The sequence below is a fragment of the Rhodococcus sp. T7 genome (assembly GCF_009872365.1).
Taxonomy (GTDB): Bacteria; Actinomycetota; Actinomycetes; order Mycobacteriales; family Mycobacteriaceae; genus Rhodococcus_F.
Genome location: NZ_WXYH01000132.1, coordinates 24,088 through 39,840, shown reverse-complemented (window position 1 = coordinate 39,840; position 15,753 = coordinate 24,088). Strand labels below are relative to the sequence as shown.

The window sequence follows — 15,753 nt, the reverse complement described above, 5'->3', positions numbered from 1 at the left end:
CACGGGTGCGTCAGCGCACGGCGTGGAGGTTGCGGGCGGTGGGCGACTTCTCGACCGATTCGGGGTCGGGGTCGGTGCCGAGGATCCGGTCGGCGGTTCCCGAGGTGGTGACGGTGAACCAGTAGTGCTCGTTCTTGTAGTGGTGATGGCGGTGGTTGCGCCAGATCGCGCGGTACAGGCGGGAGTTCGGCTTGTAGTCGCTGTGGATGAGGTAGTGCGTCCATTCGTAGAGGACGCCCAGGACGCTCAGCACCACGAGGAACGTCAGCCCGAGCCCGGTGCGCGGGAACGCGAACAGCGCGAGCGCCACGAGAACCGGGATCAGCCACGTCAGGGTCTGCCACGGAATGAAGACGAGCGGCACGTCGCGGGGATCGACGTGGTGTTCGCGATGCTTGCGTGCAAGCAGCGAATCGACGGTCAGGCCCATGACCTTCCGGGGCTTCCAGTGCAGGATGCAGACGTGGATGACCCATTCGGCGAACGGGAACACCGCCAGCATCACCAGCGGCACGACGGCGTCGGTGACCTGCCAGTCGCCGACGACGAGGCGGGCGACCACGGCGGTGGCAAGCATGCCGCCGATCATCCACGGTGAGGGGTGGCGGCGGAACTGGTCTGCGGCGTCGCGCAGGGTGATCGACCTGCGCTGGCGGCGATCTGTGGGAGGTGTCGTGGTCATGTGTCCTTCTCCGAATCGTGTTGTTGCAGTGTGTCGATCACGGCGGTCACGGCTGTCGTCCCGAGGTCGAGCAGGGTGGCGGCGGTGTGCGCCGCGAGGTCTTCGTCGTGTGCGGAGACGGCCTCCGCAAGCTGGTGGTACAGGTCGGTGCGACCGACCTCCGCGACCATGACGGCGGCCATCGCCGTCATGGTCGGTTCGTACGCGTTGCGGAGGCTGTTGAAGATGAGCCGGAACGCGATGGAATCGGCCGTGTCGACGACGCGCTCCCAGAAGGCCAGCGCAGCGACCTGCTGCGCGACCGGATCGGTCTCGGCAGCAAGGTGATCCACCGCCTCGCCAAGAGCTGCGGCCGACTTCTCGGTAACCCGGTCCGCGGCGAGCCGTGCGACCTGCACGCCGATCATCCGCCGCGCCTCGAGGACGCTGCGGACCACCGCCCAGTCGGGGACGCCGCCGCGGATCAACAGCTGGGACAGCAGTTCGGGTCCGCCGTGCTGCCGGAAGTCGCGGACCGAGGTGGCATCGCCCTGCCGGACCTCGACGAGTCCGGCCTGCGCGAGTTTCTGAATCGCTTCCCGGACCGCGGGCCGGGACACCCCGAACGCCTCGGCCAGGCGCCGCTCGCTGGGCAGGGCCTCGCCTGGGCCGAGGTCGCCGCCGAGTACGCGCGCGGTGATCTGGTCGAAAACTTCGGTGGAGGCGGATTTCCGCGCGATCGGCTCGAACATCATGATTTCGACCCTAGAACGGCTACAGGTAAGAGGTCAAGTGGTCTTACCAGTGAATCTCAGCCGAACAGGCTCCGGACGAAAGCGGTGGTGTCGGGCAGCGACGCGGGCATGGTCGTGAGGTGGCCGGTCGGATACGTCCGGAAGAGGAACTGCTGCCCGTTCGCGGTGAGGTCGGCGGTGAACTTCCAGGTGAGAGGGATGGGGACGACGTCGTCGAACAGTCCCTGACCGATGAACAACGGCCGGTCGTAGCCCTGGACGGGGACTCCGAGCGTGGTGCGCAGGGCCGCCAGGACCGCCGGATCGTCGAGGGGACGCGACATCAATTGTCCAATGGTGATGCCGGCGAGTTGCGGCGCCGCCTCCTCGTAGCAGAGCGTCTCGACGCGATTGAGGACGTCCACGCCGAGCGGGGTGAGGTAGCTGTCGACGTCCAGGTCGGGCCGCGACGCGCGCAGTCCCGCGAGTGCGTACGCCACGAACACCGTGCTCCCGGTGAGGGGAATCTGCGGGAAACCGGGGCCGACGAGCGGCGCGAGGTTCTCCAGATTGGACGGGGCGCCGGTGGCGACGGTGCCGCGGAAGTCGAGGTCGGGTGCGTAGGTGGTGGCCATCGAGGCGGCGACGAGTGCGGCGTGGCCGCCCTGTGATTGACCGATCGCGACCCACCGGTTCGACAGGGACGGCGTGACGGCCCGCGCCGCGCGCACCATGTCGATCACGCTGTGCGCTTCGGTGGGACCGTCCAGGTACGGGTGCACGCCGGGTGTGCCGAGGCCGACGTAATCCGTTGCAGCGATCGCGTATCCCTGGTCGAGCCAGGCCTGAACGTACGGTCCGACGAGTTTCCCCGTCACCGTCGGCGCGCACGCGTCCGCGATGCCGACCGTTCCGTGGGCCCAGGACACCACGGGCCACCCGCCGGGCGGCGCGTCACCGGGTGGCAGCAGGACCGCGCCGGTGCTGAGCGCGGGTTCGTTCATCGGCCCCGTCGTCCAGTACGTGACGTAGGTGGCCTCGGCGACGCCCCGCGGCCGCGCGTCCGGCGCGAACGGCGTCGCGGCGACGACGGCACCGGGATCGCCCTCCGCGGTCTGTGCGGGCGCCGGGGTGGGCGCGCCGAAAAGCGACAGTGCGAGTGCCGCCGCGAGGACCGTTCCGGCGCGGCGGCCGAGTGAAGACGTCATCGCGTCCGTCCCTGGGCCGTCGGAGGCGCCGCGCGGCCCGCGAGTGGCCGGCGCGGCGTCCACTCAATTGTGCCCGCTCAGGGGCGGTGGGCGGAGTCTTTCAGTCGCGCGCGAATTCCGTCCACGAACAGCGACAACCCGAAGTCGAACCGGACCGCCGGATCGCCGTCGAGGAGATCCTCGTCGTACGCCGCGATCGGCGACTGCGGGGCGTCGGGGGAGAGCGCGGCGCGGGTGAGGGCGCCTGCCGATTCCATCTGCGCCCGCGACTGCTCGTCGACCGTGTGGCCTAGGACGTAGTACAGCAGCGAATAGGACGACAGTTCGGCGTGTTCGCGGGACAGACCGGATCGCAGACCCACCGCCGCGAAGCTTTCCCGGACCCGGGAGTTGGTCATGCGGGACGCGTAGGTGGCGGAGACCAGTTCGGCGCCGTCGCGGTGGGCGAGTAGCGCGATGCGTAGCCGGTGCGCCAGTTCGGTGAACTCCGCGTCCCATCCGGGCGCCGTGACCGGGGCGTCGACGTCTTCGAGGATCTTGTCGGCGAGGGCCCCGAGCAACGTCTGCTTGTTGGGGAAATGCCAGTACAGGGCGCCGGGCTGCACGCCGAGGGCCGTTGCGAGTCTGCGCATCGTGAGGTCGGCGAGGCCGAACTCGTCGAGGATGGCCATTGCGCCGTCGAGTACGTCGCCGCGTCGCAATTGCACTGTGTGATCTCCCAATCTCGTCGAAAAACTTGCTCCGGCTTTGACAGTATTCCATCACGGATCTAACGTGAACACCGTTCAACTTGTACGGTGTTCAATTTTTCGGTTCCGTCGACTCACGACACGTGATCGGCCCGTTTTCCAGGAGATACGTGTGACCTCGGCCCCGGTACAGACAGACATCCTCGCCCTCGCGCGTGAGCAGGTTCTCGAGCGCGGCGAAGCGCTGAACGAGAGCCAGGTGCTCGAAGTCCTGCAACTTCCCGACGACCGTCTCGAGGATCTGCTCGCCCTCGCCCACGACGTGCGCATGAAGTGGTGCGGCCCCGAGGTCGAGGTCGAGGGCATCATCAGCCTCAAGACCGGCGGCTGCCCCGAGGACTGCCACTTCTGCTCGCAGTCCGGGCTGTTCCAGTCGCCGGTCCGCGCGGCATGGCTCGACATCCCCTCGCTCGTCGAGGCCGCCAAGCAGACCGCCAAGTCCGGCGCCAGCGAATTCTGCATCGTCGCCGCCGTCCGCGGACCCGACGAGCGGCTGCTCGCCCAGGTCGCCGCCGGTATCGAGGCGATCCGCAACGAGGTCGACATCCAGATCGCCTGCTCGCTGGGCATGCTCACCCAGGAACAGGTCGACCAGCTCGCCGCGATGGGGGTGCACCGCTACAACCACAACCTCGAGACGTCGAAGTCCCACTTCCCGAACGTCGTCACCACCCACACGTGGGACGAACGCTGGAACACCCTCCGCATGGTCCGCGAGGCCGGCATGGAGGTGTGCTGCGGTGGCATCCTCGGCATGGGTGAGAGCCTCGAGCAGCGCGCCGAGTTCGCCGCCAACCTGGCCGAACTCGAACCCGACGAGGTCCCGCTGAACTTCCTCAATCCGCGTCCGGGAACCCCGTTCGGCGACCTCGAGGTGCTGCCGGCGAGCGAGGCCCTCAAGTCGGTGGCAGCCTTCCGGCTCGCGCTGCCCCGCACCATCCTCCGCTTCGCAGGCGGCCGCGAGATCACTCTCGGCGACCTCGGGGCCAAGCAGGGCATCCTCGGCGGCATCAACGCCGTCATCGTCGGCAACTACCTGACGACCCTCGGCCGCCCGGCCGAACAGGACCTCGACCTGCTCGTCGATCTGCAGATGCCGATCAAGGCCCTGAACGACACCCTGTGACGACCATGGAGACGACCGCGGGCGAACCCGGCGGTCTGGAGGAGCGCTACAACCCGTACACCGGCCGCCGCGTGGTGGCCGGTGTGGACGACGCGGTCCCCACCGCCGCGCAACTCGGGCTGGAACCGCCCCGCTTCTGCGAGGCGTGCGGCCGCCGGATGGTGGTGCAGATCAGCCCCGACGGCTGGTGGGCGAAATGTTCCCGCCACGGTGTGTTCGACTCGATCTGCCGCGGACGGCGGTAGCGTCGGACGCGTGACCACGCTCCCGCGCTTCAGGCTTCGATCTGCCGCCGGAATCTTCTGCGGGACGGTGGTGGCGAGCGCACTCGCCGGGGTGCTGTGGGGACTCCTGGCACCACCCGAACATCTGCTGGTGGTCGCCCCCGACCGCGGGGTGTCGCTGACCGGGGAGAGCGTGCACCGGTTCGACGCGATCGGGATGTTCGCGTGTGCCGGCCTGGTCGTCGGCATCCTCACCGCGGTCGCCGCGTGGACGGCGCGGAAAAGTCGCGGACCGGTGGCGCTGGGCGCCGTCCTCGCCGGCAGCGTGGTCGGGGCCTGTGTGATGGCCCTCGGCGGCATCGGTGTCGCGGCCCTGCGTTTTCCCGACCCCGACACCTCGACCGCCGGCACCGTCGTGGCGGTCGCGTCGGGGATCGGGACCCCGCTCGTGCTGATCTTCCAGCCGCTCGTCGCGTGCGTCGTGACGTTGGTGCTCGCCGCGCTCAACCCGTACGACGATCTCGGTGTCGGCGATGGGCCGGTCGAACTCGACGAGCCGGAAGAGCGCGACGCGACGATTACTTCGTGACGATTACCTCGTGACTGTGGCCCGCATTCGCACGTCACCGAGCAGGCGCCCGCTGGCGAGAGCGCCGATGCGGCGAGTTGCGAAACGGGTGCTCACCGACGACACCCAGTTCATCAGCCCGGAGACGACGCTCGGCGGAGTGCTACGCCGGTCGAGGGCCCGCAGCGCCGTCGCGACCACCTGGTCCGCGGTCTGCATGCGGCCGACGGCGGCGTCCTCGGAGCCGACGACGTCGAAGAACTCGGTGCGGGTGGGGCCCGGGCAGACGGCGAGCACGGTGAGGCCGGTGCCTCGCGCCTCCGTCCACAACGCCTCCGTGAAGTTCAGGACGAATGCCTTCGTCGCCCCGTAGACGGCCATGCCCGGAGTCGGCTGGAACGCCGCGGTGCTCGCCACGTTGACGAGTGCGCCGCGCCCCCGGAGCAGGTCGGGCAGGAACGTGTGCGACAACTCGACGAGGGTGGTGACGTTGAGCTGGATCTCGGAGGTCAGCCGCTCCAGGTCGGCGGACGCGAAGTCTCCGTGCGTCCCGAATCCCGCGTTGTTGATCAGTGAGTCGACGCGGATGTCCCGCGCAGCGAGTTCGCTGCGCAACCGCGCGCCTGCGCCGGGTGCCGCGAGGTCGAACGGGAGCACGGTGACCGTCACGGGGTGTGCGGCGCGGAGTTCGGCGGCGAGTTGTTCGAGCCGGTCGGCGCGCCGCGCGACGAGGACGAGGTCGGCGCCGCGACCGGCGAACCGGCGGGCGAATTCGGCACCGAGGCCCGCGCTCGCGCCGGTGATGAGGACGGTGGTTCCGGATGCGTCGAAAGGCATGTCTGCTCCTAGCGGTGGGGTGATTCCGAATGTAGTCAGTGCCATCTATGTAGTCAATGACAACATTTTGCTAGGCTTGCGCCGTGTCCGCCGCCGAACAGCCCTACCACCACGGGAGTCTTCGCCAGGTGCTGCTCGCACGCGCCGAGAGCACCCTCGAGCGGGACGGCGTCGACGGCCTGTCCCTGCGACAGCTCGCCCGCGAGGCCGGGGTCAGTCACGCCGCACCGAGCAAGCACTTCCGCGACCGGCAGGCGCTGCTCGACGCACTCGCCGAATCCGGTTTCCGGCGGCTCACGGCCGCCCTCGAACGCGCGGTCGACCAGGCCGAACCCCATGCCCGGGCTCGCTTCGCGGCGCTCGCCGACGCCTACGTCACCTTCGCGCTCGCGCACCGGGAGTTGCTGGCGCTGATGTACGGCAACAAGCACGCGCCCGGGGCCGCCTCCCAGGTCGTGGAGGCGGGCCACACCTCGATGGACCTGACGGTCCGGATCGTCACCGAGGCCCAGGCCGCGGGCGACATCGGACCCGGGGACGCCTCGCGCATCGCCCTTGTCGCGTTCGCGACGTTCCACGGGATCGCGACCCTCGCCGCCGGTGGGATGCTCGACGACGCGCCGGTGGACGAAGTGGTCACCGCCGCATCCGACACGTTCTGGCGAGGTCTCGCCCGGGCGTGACACGGCTCCCGGCGATCTCACAGCGCGCTCCCGCCGCAGTCTCGAGTACCGGCGCTTACCTGGAATCGAAATGTCGATCCTTTAGGAGGCGAAGATGATGCGTACCGACGAATCCGGCTCGGCCCGTGGTGTCGTGGTGGTGACGGCCGCCGGCAGCGAGCAGGGCAGGCGGACCGCGCAGGAGTTGCTCGATTCGGGCTGATGCGTTGCGGTCACCGCACGCACGGTCGCGGAACTGGCCCGGATCATGCCGGGCATGTCCGGGCACCGGTTGCTCGCGGTCGCCGCCGATCCGGATGATCCCCGCCAGGTCGCGCAGTTGCTCGACCGCGTTCTCGGCCGCTTCGGCCGCATCGATTCGGTGCTCGGCGCGGAGTCGTCGGTCGCGTCGGCGTGGCGGCGGCGCACCTCTCAGGAGGGCGGTGTCGCGGCCGCCTGACGGCCGGATTCAGCTCGGCGGCCGGAGCGCTGCGAACTCGTCCGTCACCCGCAGGGTGGAATCGGTGAACCGGTAGAGCGCGGCCGGGCGACCGCCGGTGCGGCCGGACGGTGCCGTGTTGCCGGTGGGGGTCAGTACCCCGCGCCGTCCGAGGACGCGCTGCAGGTTGGTCGCATCCACCTGGTAACCGAGTGCGGCGCAGTAGATCTCGCGCAGCGTCGACATGGAGAACTCGTCGGGCGCCAGACCGAACGCGATGTTGGTGTAGGAGAGCTTGGCCGCGAGGCGGGTCCGAGCGTGCCGGACGACGGTGCCGTGGTCGAACGCCATCTCGGGGAGCGCGGACACGGGATGCCACGCGGTGTCCGGCGGCAGCTGCGGGTCGGCGGGGAGGGGGACGAGCCCGAGGAACGTCGACGCGATGGTGCGCGGTCCGGGCACCCGCCGCGGATCGCTGAACACCGACAGCTGCTCGAGATGGGAGACCTCCTGCACGTCCACTTTCTCGGCCAGCTGGCGGCGCGCGGACGTCGTGAGGTCCTCGTCCTCGTGGAGGAGTCCGCCGGGCAGCGACCACGCGCCGGCCTGTGGATCGAGGGCCCGTTGCCACAGCAGCACGGCGAGCTCTCCGGTGCCCCCCGCGTGACGCATATCACCGCTGTGACCTGCGTCGATATAGCCGGGGAAGTGGCGAACCTGGAACACCGCGGTAAGCACTTCATGCGTGGTGTTACTATTGGGCATGTTTTCGATCCTAAGTCGAAAACCTCGATTTCGGAAATTCGGGCCAGCCCGCCCGAGTTCACGGTGAAGGAGCAAGCCATGACGACCACGACGTTGTGGACGGGTACCAACCCGCAGATTCAGGACGGTCCCGGCGGTTACGCGGGCGTCGAGGCGAGCGAAGAGTGGGCTGCCGAGATCAAACGGCTGGCACGCGAGCGGGGAGCGACGCTCCTCGCGCACAACTACCAGCTGCCCGCCATCCAGGACGTGGCCGACCACGTCGGCGACTCGCTGGCGCTCTCGCGCATCGCGGCGGAGGCCCAGGAGGACACGATCGTGTTCTGCGGCGTGCACTTCATGGCCGAGACCGCGAAGATCCTCAGCCCCGCCAAGACGGTGCTGATCCCGGACGAGCGCGCGGGATGCTCGCTGGCAGACTCGATCACCGCCGATCAGCTGCGTGAGTGGAAGGCCGAATTCCCCGACGCCGTCGTCGTGTCGTACGTCAACACCACCGCCGAGGTGAAGGGTCTGACGGACATCTGCTGCACGTCGTCCAACGCCGTCGACGTGGTCGCGTCGATCGACCCCGACCGCGAGGTCCTGTTCCTGCCCGACCAGTTCCTCGGCGCCCACGTCAAGCGCGTCACCGGACGCAAGAACATGCAGATCTGGGCCGGCGAGTGCCACGTCCACGCCGGCATCAACGGCGACGAGCTCACCGCGCAGGCCAAGGCGCACCCCGGTGCCGAACTGTACGTCCACCCCGAATGCGGTTGCGCCACCTCCGCCCTCTACCTCGCCGGTGAGGGATTCGTGCCCGAGGACAAGGTGAAGATCCTGTCGACGGGCGGCATGCTCGACGCCGCCCGCGCCACCGGGGCCAAGCAGGTTCTCGTGGCCACCGAGGTCGGGATGCTGCACCAGCTGCGCAAGGCCGCGCCGGAGGTCGACTTCCAGCCCGTCAACGACCGCGCATCCTGCCCGTACATGAAGATGATCACCCCCGCGGCCCTGCTCCGCTGCCTGCTCGAGGGCAAGGACGAGGTTCACGTCGATCTCGCGACCGCCGAGCGTGCCCGCAAGTCGGTGCAGCGGATGATCGAGATCGGAAACCCGGGCGGCGGCGAGTGAGCAGCCCGGCCCGGGGGATTTCCTGGGAAGAGCACGCCGACCTCGTCGTGGTGGGTGGTGGTGTGGCCGGACTGACGGCTGCACGCACCGCCTCGCTGCGCGGGCTGACCGTGCTCACCGTCAGCAAGGGTGGGGCGACGGACACCGCGACGCAGTACGCGCAGGGCGGCATCGCCGTTGTCGGTGACGCCGTCACCGATTCGGTGGCCTCGCACGTGGCCGACACGTGCGAGGCCGGCGTCGGCCTGTGCGACGAGGACGCCGTGCGGTCGATCGTGGCCGGCGGCCGCGACGCCGTGGCCGCGTTGACCGATCTGGGCGCGGTGTTCGACCGCGGCCGCGACGGTGCCGTGTCACGCACCCGCGAGGGCGGGCACAGCACCCGGCGGATCATCCACGCCGGCGGCGACGCCACCGGTGCGGAGGTCCAGCGCGCACTGGGTGCGGCCGGCCTTCCGGTCCTGTTCGACAGTTCCGCCGTCCGCGTGCTCACCGATGCGCGCGGCGTCACCGGGGTGCTCGTCGACTCCCCGCGCGGACTCGGCGTGATCCACACACCCGCCGTCCTCCTGGCGACCGGCGGACTCGGGCAGCTGTACGCCTGCAGCACCAACCCGCCCGGCGCCACCGCGGACGGCATCGCCCTCGCACTCGACGCCGGTGCGGCCGTCGCCGATCTCGAGTTCGTGCAGTTCCACCCGACCGTGCTGTTCACTCCCGGCGGTCTCGGGCGGCGTCCGCTGATCAGCGAGGCCGTCCGCGGCGAGGGCGCGATCCTCGTCGACGCCAACGGCGATTCGGTGACCCACGGCGTCCATCCGCGCGGCGACCTGGCACCCCGCGACGTCGTGTCGCGGGCCATCGCGTCGCGGCTGCGGGAACTCGGACACGACCACGTCTACCTCGACGCCCGTCGGCTGCCCGGGTTCGCGCAGCGGTTCCCGACCGTGACGGCGTCCTGCCTGGAAGCTGGGATCGACCCGCGCGAACAGCTGATTCCGGTCGCCCCCGCCGCGCACTACTCGTGCGGCGGTGTGGTCACCGACGTGGACGGACGCACCGCCGTCCCCGGCCTCTACGCGGCGGGCGAGGTGGCCCGCACCGGGCTGCACGGCGCGAACCGGCTGGCCTCCAACAGCCTCCTCGAAGGCCTGGTGGTCGGCGAACGGGCCGGCGCCGCGGCCGTCGAACGCGCCGATCTGCGCGTCGAGGCGGCCGACCCTGAGCGCCGCGCACTGCCGTCCGCGCCGCGGGAACTGGTGCAGCAGTTGATGACCGGCAACGCCTCCGTCGTCCGAGACGGCGCAGGTCTCGAGGCGGTCGCCGCCGCCCTGGCCGCCGCGCCGCGCACGGTGCCCGAGGGGGAGACCGCGCTCGAAGACGCCGCGCTGACCCTCACGGCGGCAGCGCTCGTGCTCGCCGCAGGCGCGCGCACCGAAAGTCGTGGATGCCACACGCGCAGCGACTACCCGGAGACGTCCGGCGGGTGGCGTCGCAGCACACGCGTGCGCCTGCACGACGGCGAACTCGAGCTTCTCCAACCCCAACTGACAGGAGTGCTGTGATGGCCGACCACGTCCTTCCCGACGGTCTGGACGCGGACGAGGTCCGCACGCTCGTGCGCCTCGCGCTGGACGAGGACCTGCGGTACGGACCCGACGTGACGTCTGCGGCCACGGTCCCGGCCGACGCGGTCGCCAAGGCATCCGTGGTCTCCCGCGCGCACGGCACCGTCGCCGGCCTCGACGTGGGACTGCTGGTGCTCGACGAGGTGATCGGGGCCGGCCGCTACGAGGTCCTCGACCGGGTCGCCGACGGCACCCGCATCGTGCCCGGCCAGGCCGTGCTGACGGTCTCCGCGCCCACGCAGGGACTGCTCACCGCGGAACGGACGATGCTCAACCTGGTCTGCCACCTGTCCGGCATCGCCACCGCGACGTCCGCGTGGGTCGATGCAGTCGAGGGCACCGCGGCGAAGATCCGCGACAGCCGCAAGACGCTGCCGGGACTGCGGTCGCTGCAGAAGTACGCCGTCCGGGTGGGCGGCGGCGTCAACCACCGCATGGGTCTCGGCGACGCCGCGCTGATCAAGGACAACCACGTCGCGGCCGCCGGGTCGGTGGTGGCGGCGCTGCGGGCCGTGCGCGCCGCGGCACCGGATATCGAATGCGAGGTGGAGGTCGACAGCCTCGCGCAACTCGACGAGGTGCTCGCGGAGAACGTGGAACTGGTGCTGCTCGACAACTTCCCGCTGTGGCAGACCCAGATCGCGGTACAGCGCCGCGACGCGAACGCTCCCGCCACCAAGCTCGAATCGTCGGGCGGTCTCACGCTGGACGTCGCGGCCGAGTACGCCGCGACCGGCGTCGACTACCTCGCGGTCGGTGCGCTCACCCACTCGGTGACCGTGCTGGATCTGGGCCTCGACATGTGACCCCACCCGTGAGTACTTCTTAACCGCCGGCGGTTAACAAGTACTCACGGGTCAGACGGCACGGCGAATCGTCGCCAGGAACGTGGCCGCGACGAAGAACAGCCCGGAGAACGTCCGGTTGGTGGTCCGCTGCTGGCGCGGTGAGCGCATCAGCCGCAAAACCTTCGACGCCAGCCCGGTGTAGCCGGTCATGACGACGACGTCGACCGCGACCATGGTGGCGGCGATGATCAGGTACTGGGGGAGCAGCGGCGCCGACGGGGTGATGAACTGCGGGAGCACCGCCAGCATGAAGACGACGGCCTTGGGGTTGCTGGCGTTGACGAGGAAACCGCGCAGCGTCATCGCCGGCCCGCTGGTCTCGGCGACCTCGCCGTCGACCCCGGACACGTCGGTCGCATTCGCCCGCCACTGCCGGACGCCGAGATACACCAGGTACGCGACGCCGAACCACTTGATCACCGTGAACGCGAGGGTCGAGTTCGCGAGCAGCGCCCCGAGCCCGGCGGCGACAACCGCGATCTGCAGCAGCAATCCCAGTTGGAGACCGGCGATGTTCCAGTAGCCGCGCCGCAACCCGAACCGCATCCCGGTGGCCATCGACGCGATCGCACCGGCGCCCGGCGACAGACTGATCACACACGACGCCCCGAGCACTGCACACCACATCTGCCACGACACGAGCTGATCGTACGTCGCGTCCCCCCGTGGTCCGGTTACGGGGGATTCGTGCAGCTGAGGGGCGGATCGACGAGGGAGCAGACCCCGGCGCGACGGCCGGGTTCGTAGCCTTGTGGGAGCCCGTTCGCGACGAGGTCCCGGTAGGTGGCCACCGCATCGGTCGGCCGGCGGGTGAGGGTGGGATCGGTCAGCGCGTCGACGGTGAACAGGCCGAACCGGGGGCGGAACGTGCCCCACTCGTAGTTGTCGGTGATCGACCAGTAGTTGTATCCGATCACCGGTGCGCCGTCGGCCCGCGCCCGCTCCACCCAGTAGAGATGGTCACGGAGATGATCGGACCGGGTGTAGCCGTCCGGGCGCGGCTTCCCGTCGTCGGTGGGCATGCCGTTCTCCACGAGGTACAGCGGCAGTCCCGGGAACTTGCGGGTGTACCGCATCAGGGCGTGGTAGATGCCGTCCGGCTGGGGACTGATGTCGTAGAAGGCGTCGGTGACCGCGTTCGCCGCGGTGAGGTTGTCGAGGGAGAGGCCGTAGTAGTAGTCGACGCCGAGGAAGTCGAGCTTGTCGCGGACGCGGTCGACGAACGTGGCGTCGAGCGCGTCCATGGCGGCCGGAATGTAAGCGAGGTTGCTGCTGACCCGGGCGCCCGGATCGTTTTCGTGGATCAGGTCGTACGCGCGGCGGTGGACCTCGACGAGCCGGTCGAGCATCTGCGGCACCCGGTCGGGGCCGATGCCGCCGAACGTCAGCTCCTTCTGCACGTACACGGTCGGCTCGTTGATCGTGATCCAGAGCGCGCCCACACCGGCATAGCGCTCGACCACTTTCTGCGCGTTCGCGAGCCAGTCGTCGACGATCTCCGGGTTCGCCCACCCGCCCCGGTCCGCGACCCATCCGGGGTACACCCAGTGGTCGAGCGTGATCATCGGGGTCATGCCGTGGCCCGTGATCTCGCGGACGACGTCGTCGTAGTACCGCAGCTCGGTCTCGTCCCACACGCCCGGCGCGGGCTGCAGTCGCGCCCATTCGACGCCGAACCGGAACACGTCGACACCCAGATCTGCGGCGCGGGTGATGTCCTCGGTGTACCGGTGCCGGAAGTCGACGGAGTCGCCGATCGCGTCGTGGGTGCGGCCGGAGTCGGAATACCGCCGCCAGTTGCTGTCGGGGGAGGAACCCTCCGATTGGAACCCGGAGGTCGCCACGCCCCACAGGAAGTCGCCGGGGAGAGGGTCGGCGTGCACCGCGGCGGCGGGGCTCAGCAAGCACAGTAGAACCGCGCCGGCACCCAGGAGTCGCGAGGGAGTCCGCACCGGCCGAACAGTATCGGAAACGCTGTCCCGAGTGCGCAGATTGGGGGATACTGGCGAGTAGGACTACCCGCCAGTAGGAGGCGCGTCATGGTCGACACCTCAGCTCCGAAGGTCACCGAAGAAGAAGCACGAGCAGTCGCGGAGGAGGCGAGGGAATCCGGCTGGGACAAACCCTCCTTCGCGAAAGAACTGTTTCTCGGACGGTTCCGGCTGGATCTGGTTCATCCCTTCCCACGGCCGGCTGCCGAAGACGCCGCCAAGGCCGAAGAATTCCTCGTCCGCCTCCGCGCATACTGCGAGGAGATGGACGGCAGCGTCATCGAAACGCAGTCCCGCATTCCCGACGAATACGTCCGCGGCCTCGCCGACCTCGGATGCTTCGGCCTCAAGATCTCGGAGGAGTACGGCGGCCTTGGACTCTCGCAGGTCGCGTATAACCGGGCGCTGATGCTCGTCGCGTCGGTGCACCCGAGCCTCGGCGCGCTGCTGTCGGCCCATCAGTCGATCGGCGTCCCCGAACCACTCAAACTGGCAGGCACCCCCGAGCAGAAGGCCGAGTTCCTGCCGCGCTGTGCGCGCGGCGCCATCTCCGCCTTCCTTCTCACCGAACCCGACGTCGGTTCCGACCCGGCGCGGCTGGCGTCCTCGGCGGTCCCCATCGAGGGCGGTGCCGCGTATGAACTGGATGGCGTGAAGCTGTGGACGACCAACGGCGTCGTCGCGGAACTGCTCGTCGTCATGGCGCGGGTACCGAAGAGCGAAGGCCATCGCGGCGGCATCTCCGCGTTCGTCGTCGAGGCGGACACCCCGGGCATCACCGTGGAACGGCGCAATGCGTTCATGGGACTGCACGGAATCGAGAACGGCGTCACCCGCATGTACAAGGTGCGCGTTCCGCGGGAGAACCTGATCGGGCGGGAGGGCGACGGACTCAAGATCGCGCTCACCACCCTCAACGCAGGCCGGCTGGCGATTCCGGCGATGTGTGCGGGCGCAGGCAAGTGGTCGCTGAAGATCGCGCGCGAATGGTCCGGCGTCCGCGTCCAGTGGGGCAAAGCGATCGCCGAGCATGCGGCCGTCGCCAACAAGCTGTCGTTCATGGCCGCGACGACCTACGCGCTCGAGGCCGTGGTGGACCTGTCGGCGCAGATGAACGACGAGGGTCGCAACGACATCCGGATCGAGGCGGCACTCGCCAAGCTGTGGTCGTCCGAGATGGCCTGCGTCATCTCCGACGAGCTGATCCAGGTCCGCGGCGGTCGCGGATACGAGACGGCGGCGTCGCTGGCCGCCCGTGGTGAACGGGCGGTGCCGGTGGAACAGCTGGACCGCGACCTGCGCATCAACCGGATATTCGAGGGGTCGAGCGAGATCATGCGGTTGCTGGTCGCGCGCGAGGCCGTGGATGCGCACCTCACGGCGGCGGGCGATCTCGCCGATCCGCACGCCGACACCGGTGCGAAGGCGCGGGCGGCGGCCAAGGCGAGCGGTTTCTACGCGAAGTGGCTGCCGCAACTCGTGGCGGGCAAGGGGCAGGTGCCGACGTCGTTCGGCGAATTCGGCGTCCTGGCCAAGCACCTGCGGTTCGTCGAACGGCACTCCCGGAAGCTGGCCCGCTCCACGTTCTACGGGATGGCCCGGTGGCAGGCTGCCCTGGAGAAGCAGCAGGGCTTCCTCGGCCGGGTCGTGGACATCGGCGCCGAACTGTTCGCGATGTCCGCCACGTGCGTCAAGGCGGAGATGCAGCGGCAGGAGAACGAGGCCGAGGGCGCCGCGGCCTACGAACTCGCCGACGTGTTCTGCCGGCAGGCGGCGCTGCGGGTCGAGAAGTTGTTCGACGGTCTGTGGCACAACACCGACGACGTCGACAAGCAGGTCGCGCACTCGATCCTCGAGGGACGGTACGCGTGGCTGGAGCGGGGCGTGGTCGACCCCAGCGAAGGCACCGGCCCGTGGATCACCGAGTGGACGCCCGGCGCGTCGACCGAGGAGAACCTGGCGAGGAGGTTCCTGCACTCGACCCGGCTCTAGACAGTCGGGTTCCCCCGCGGCCGGGGCAGCACAACGCGGCACCCCTCGGCGTCACGGCGCCGGGGGGTGCCTGTATGCACGGCGGCCCCGGCCGAAACCCGGTCGGCGGCCGGGTGGTGAAAACGGGGTGCGCCTATCCTGGATAATCGGTGTCGAGCCCTGTTCTCCGCAGAACAGTCCGCTCGTCCGGCACTCCGTGTCCCGA

17 protein-coding genes are annotated in these 15,753 nt (G+C 69.6%); 9 read left to right on the top strand and 8 right to left on the bottom strand.

Annotated elements, in window-relative coordinates:
• Positions 1–10: 10 nt before the first annotated feature.
• The 4 genes from MLGJGCBP_RS15645 to MLGJGCBP_RS15630 all read right to left on the bottom strand — a co-directional run bounded on the left by MLGJGCBP_RS15645 (position 11) and on the right by MLGJGCBP_RS15630 (position 3,310).
• Positions 11–682, bottom strand: coding sequence for a sterol desaturase family protein (locus MLGJGCBP_RS15645; protein ID WP_087556275.1), 672 nt, complete (start codon positions 680–682; stop codon positions 11–13).
• Complete coding sequence (locus tag MLGJGCBP_RS15640; RefSeq protein ID WP_160096714.1) at positions 679–1,416, bottom strand: FadR/GntR family transcriptional regulator; 738 nt, start codon at positions 1,414–1,416, stop codon at positions 679–681. The genes MLGJGCBP_RS15645 and MLGJGCBP_RS15640 overlap by 4 nt, the downstream gene beginning before the upstream one ends.
• Positions 1,417–1,472: 56 nt before the next feature.
• Positions 1,473–2,603: a lipase family protein gene (locus tag MLGJGCBP_RS15635; RefSeq protein ID WP_160096712.1), complete on the bottom strand. Its 1,131-nt coding sequence runs from the start codon at positions 2,601–2,603 to the stop codon at positions 1,473–1,475.
• 77 nt (positions 2,604–2,680) lie between these two features.
• On the bottom strand, positions 2,681–3,310 hold the full coding sequence (locus tag MLGJGCBP_RS15630) for a TetR/AcrR family transcriptional regulator C-terminal domain-containing protein (protein WP_087556278.1): 630 nt from the start codon (positions 3,308–3,310) through the stop codon (positions 2,681–2,683).
• 154 nt (positions 3,311–3,464) lie between these two features.
• On the opposite strand from MLGJGCBP_RS15630, the gene bioB reads away from it, so the two are divergent.
• From bioB to MLGJGCBP_RS15615, 3 genes are read left to right on the top strand one after another with little or no spacing between them, the layout of a single operon-like run.
• On the top strand, positions 3,465–4,478 hold the full coding sequence (gene bioB / locus MLGJGCBP_RS15625; RefSeq protein WP_087556279.1) for a biotin synthase BioB: 1,014 nt from the start codon (positions 3,465–3,467) through the stop codon (positions 4,476–4,478).
• 5 nt (positions 4,479–4,483) lie between these two features.
• Complete coding sequence (bsaP, locus tag MLGJGCBP_RS15620) at positions 4,484–4,723, top strand: biotin synthase auxiliary protein BsaP (protein WP_160096769.1); 240 nt, start codon at positions 4,484–4,486, stop codon at positions 4,721–4,723.
• Positions 4,724–4,733: 10 nt separating this feature from the next.
• A complete protein-coding gene (locus tag MLGJGCBP_RS15615; RefSeq protein WP_160096710.1) occupies positions 4,734–5,291 on the top strand; it encodes a DUF2567 domain-containing protein in 558 nt (185 codons plus the stop codon).
• A 3-nt stretch (positions 5,292–5,294) separates the two neighbouring features.
• Here MLGJGCBP_RS15615 and MLGJGCBP_RS15610 read toward each other — a convergent pair whose 3' ends face one another.
• A complete protein-coding gene (locus MLGJGCBP_RS15610; RefSeq protein ID WP_160096708.1) occupies positions 5,295–6,107 on the bottom strand; it encodes an SDR family NAD(P)-dependent oxidoreductase in 813 nt (270 codons plus the stop codon).
• Positions 6,108–6,190: 83 nt separating this feature from the next.
• Here MLGJGCBP_RS15610 and MLGJGCBP_RS15605 point away from each other — a divergent pair, with 83 nt between their 5' ends.
• Together MLGJGCBP_RS15605 and MLGJGCBP_RS51750 are read left to right on the top strand one after the other, a co-directional pair.
• On the top strand, positions 6,191–6,790 hold the full coding sequence (locus MLGJGCBP_RS15605; protein WP_072945261.1) for a TetR/AcrR family transcriptional regulator: 600 nt from the start codon (positions 6,191–6,193) through the stop codon (positions 6,788–6,790).
• A 247-nt stretch (positions 6,791–7,037) separates the two neighbouring features.
• Positions 7,038–7,229, top strand: coding sequence for a hypothetical protein (locus tag MLGJGCBP_RS51750; RefSeq protein ID WP_236581114.1), 192 nt, complete (start codon positions 7,038–7,040; stop codon positions 7,227–7,229).
• A gap of 9 nt (positions 7,230–7,238) precedes the next feature.
• Here MLGJGCBP_RS51750 and MLGJGCBP_RS15595 read toward each other — a convergent pair whose 3' ends face one another.
• Positions 7,239–7,973 (bottom strand): NUDIX hydrolase, encoded by a 735-nt coding sequence (locus tag MLGJGCBP_RS15595; RefSeq protein WP_087556283.1) that lies wholly within the window; start codon positions 7,971–7,973, stop codon positions 7,239–7,241.
• A gap of 78 nt (positions 7,974–8,051) precedes the next feature.
• On the opposite strand from MLGJGCBP_RS15595, the gene nadA reads away from it, so the two are divergent.
• From nadA to nadC, 3 genes are read left to right on the top strand one after another with little or no spacing between them, the layout of a single operon-like run.
• Positions 8,052–9,089 (top strand): quinolinate synthase NadA, encoded by a 1,038-nt coding sequence (nadA, locus tag MLGJGCBP_RS15590; protein WP_160096706.1) that lies wholly within the window; start codon positions 8,052–8,054, stop codon positions 9,087–9,089.
• Positions 9,086–10,654, top strand: coding sequence for an L-aspartate oxidase (locus MLGJGCBP_RS15585; protein WP_160096704.1), 1,569 nt, complete (start codon positions 9,086–9,088; stop codon positions 10,652–10,654). Before nadA ends, MLGJGCBP_RS15585 begins: the two co-directional genes overlap by 4 nt.
• Positions 10,654–11,523: a carboxylating nicotinate-nucleotide diphosphorylase gene (gene nadC / locus MLGJGCBP_RS15580; RefSeq protein ID WP_160096702.1), complete on the top strand. Its 870-nt coding sequence runs from the start codon at positions 10,654–10,656 to the stop codon at positions 11,521–11,523. Before MLGJGCBP_RS15585 ends, nadC begins: the two co-directional genes overlap by 1 nt.
• 51 nt (positions 11,524–11,574) lie before the next feature.
• Here nadC and MLGJGCBP_RS15575 read toward each other — a convergent pair whose 3' ends face one another.
• Together MLGJGCBP_RS15575 and MLGJGCBP_RS15570 are read right to left on the bottom strand one after the other, a co-directional pair.
• The gene (locus MLGJGCBP_RS15575; protein WP_160096700.1) at positions 11,575–12,204 is read right to left on the bottom strand and encodes a LysE family transporter; all 630 of its coding nucleotides are present in this window, start codon (positions 12,202–12,204) and stop codon (positions 11,575–11,577) included.
• A gap of 35 nt (positions 12,205–12,239) precedes the next feature.
• Entirely contained in the window at positions 12,240–13,517 is a 1,278-nt protein-coding gene (locus MLGJGCBP_RS15570; protein WP_160096698.1) for a glycoside hydrolase family 1 protein, read from the bottom strand.
• Positions 13,518–13,604: 87 nt separating this feature from the next.
• Between MLGJGCBP_RS15570 and MLGJGCBP_RS15565 the strand changes: the two genes are divergently transcribed.
• Complete coding sequence (locus tag MLGJGCBP_RS15565; protein WP_160096696.1) at positions 13,605–15,548, top strand: acyl-CoA dehydrogenase family protein; 1,944 nt, start codon at positions 13,605–13,607, stop codon at positions 15,546–15,548.
• Positions 15,549–15,753 lie beyond the last annotated feature (205 nt).

Excerpts from the sequence above, each read along its gene's own strand:
- MLGJGCBP_RS15645 (WP_087556275.1), bottom strand. The coding sequence starts at position 682 with ATGACCACGACACCTCCCACAGATCGCCGCCAGCGCAGGTCGATCACC.
- MLGJGCBP_RS15640 (WP_160096714.1), bottom strand. The coding sequence starts at position 1,416 with ATGATGTTCGAGCCGATCGCGCGGAAATCCGCCTCCACCGAAGTTTTC.
- MLGJGCBP_RS15635 (WP_160096712.1), bottom strand. The coding sequence starts at position 2,603 with ATGACGTCTTCACTCGGCCGCCGCGCCGGAACGGTCCTCGCGGCGGCA.
- bsaP (WP_160096769.1), top strand. The coding sequence starts at position 4,484 with ATGGAGACGACCGCGGGCGAACCCGGCGGTCTGGAGGAGCGCTACAAC.
- MLGJGCBP_RS15610 (WP_160096708.1), bottom strand. The coding sequence starts at position 6,107 with ATGCCTTTCGACGCATCCGGAACCACCGTCCTCATCACCGGCGCGAGC.
- MLGJGCBP_RS51750 (WP_236581114.1), top strand. The coding sequence starts at position 7,038 with ATGCCGGGCATGTCCGGGCACCGGTTGCTCGCGGTCGCCGCCGATCCG.
- MLGJGCBP_RS15595 (WP_087556283.1), bottom strand. The coding sequence starts at position 7,973 with ATGCCCAATAGTAACACCACGCATGAAGTGCTTACCGCGGTGTTCCAG.
- nadA (WP_160096706.1), top strand. The coding sequence starts at position 8,052 with ATGACGACCACGACGTTGTGGACGGGTACCAACCCGCAGATTCAGGAC.
- nadC (WP_160096702.1), top strand. The coding sequence starts at position 10,654 with ATGGCCGACCACGTCCTTCCCGACGGTCTGGACGCGGACGAGGTCCGC.
- MLGJGCBP_RS15565 (WP_160096696.1), top strand. The coding sequence starts at position 13,605 with ATGGTCGACACCTCAGCTCCGAAGGTCACCGAAGAAGAAGCACGAGCA.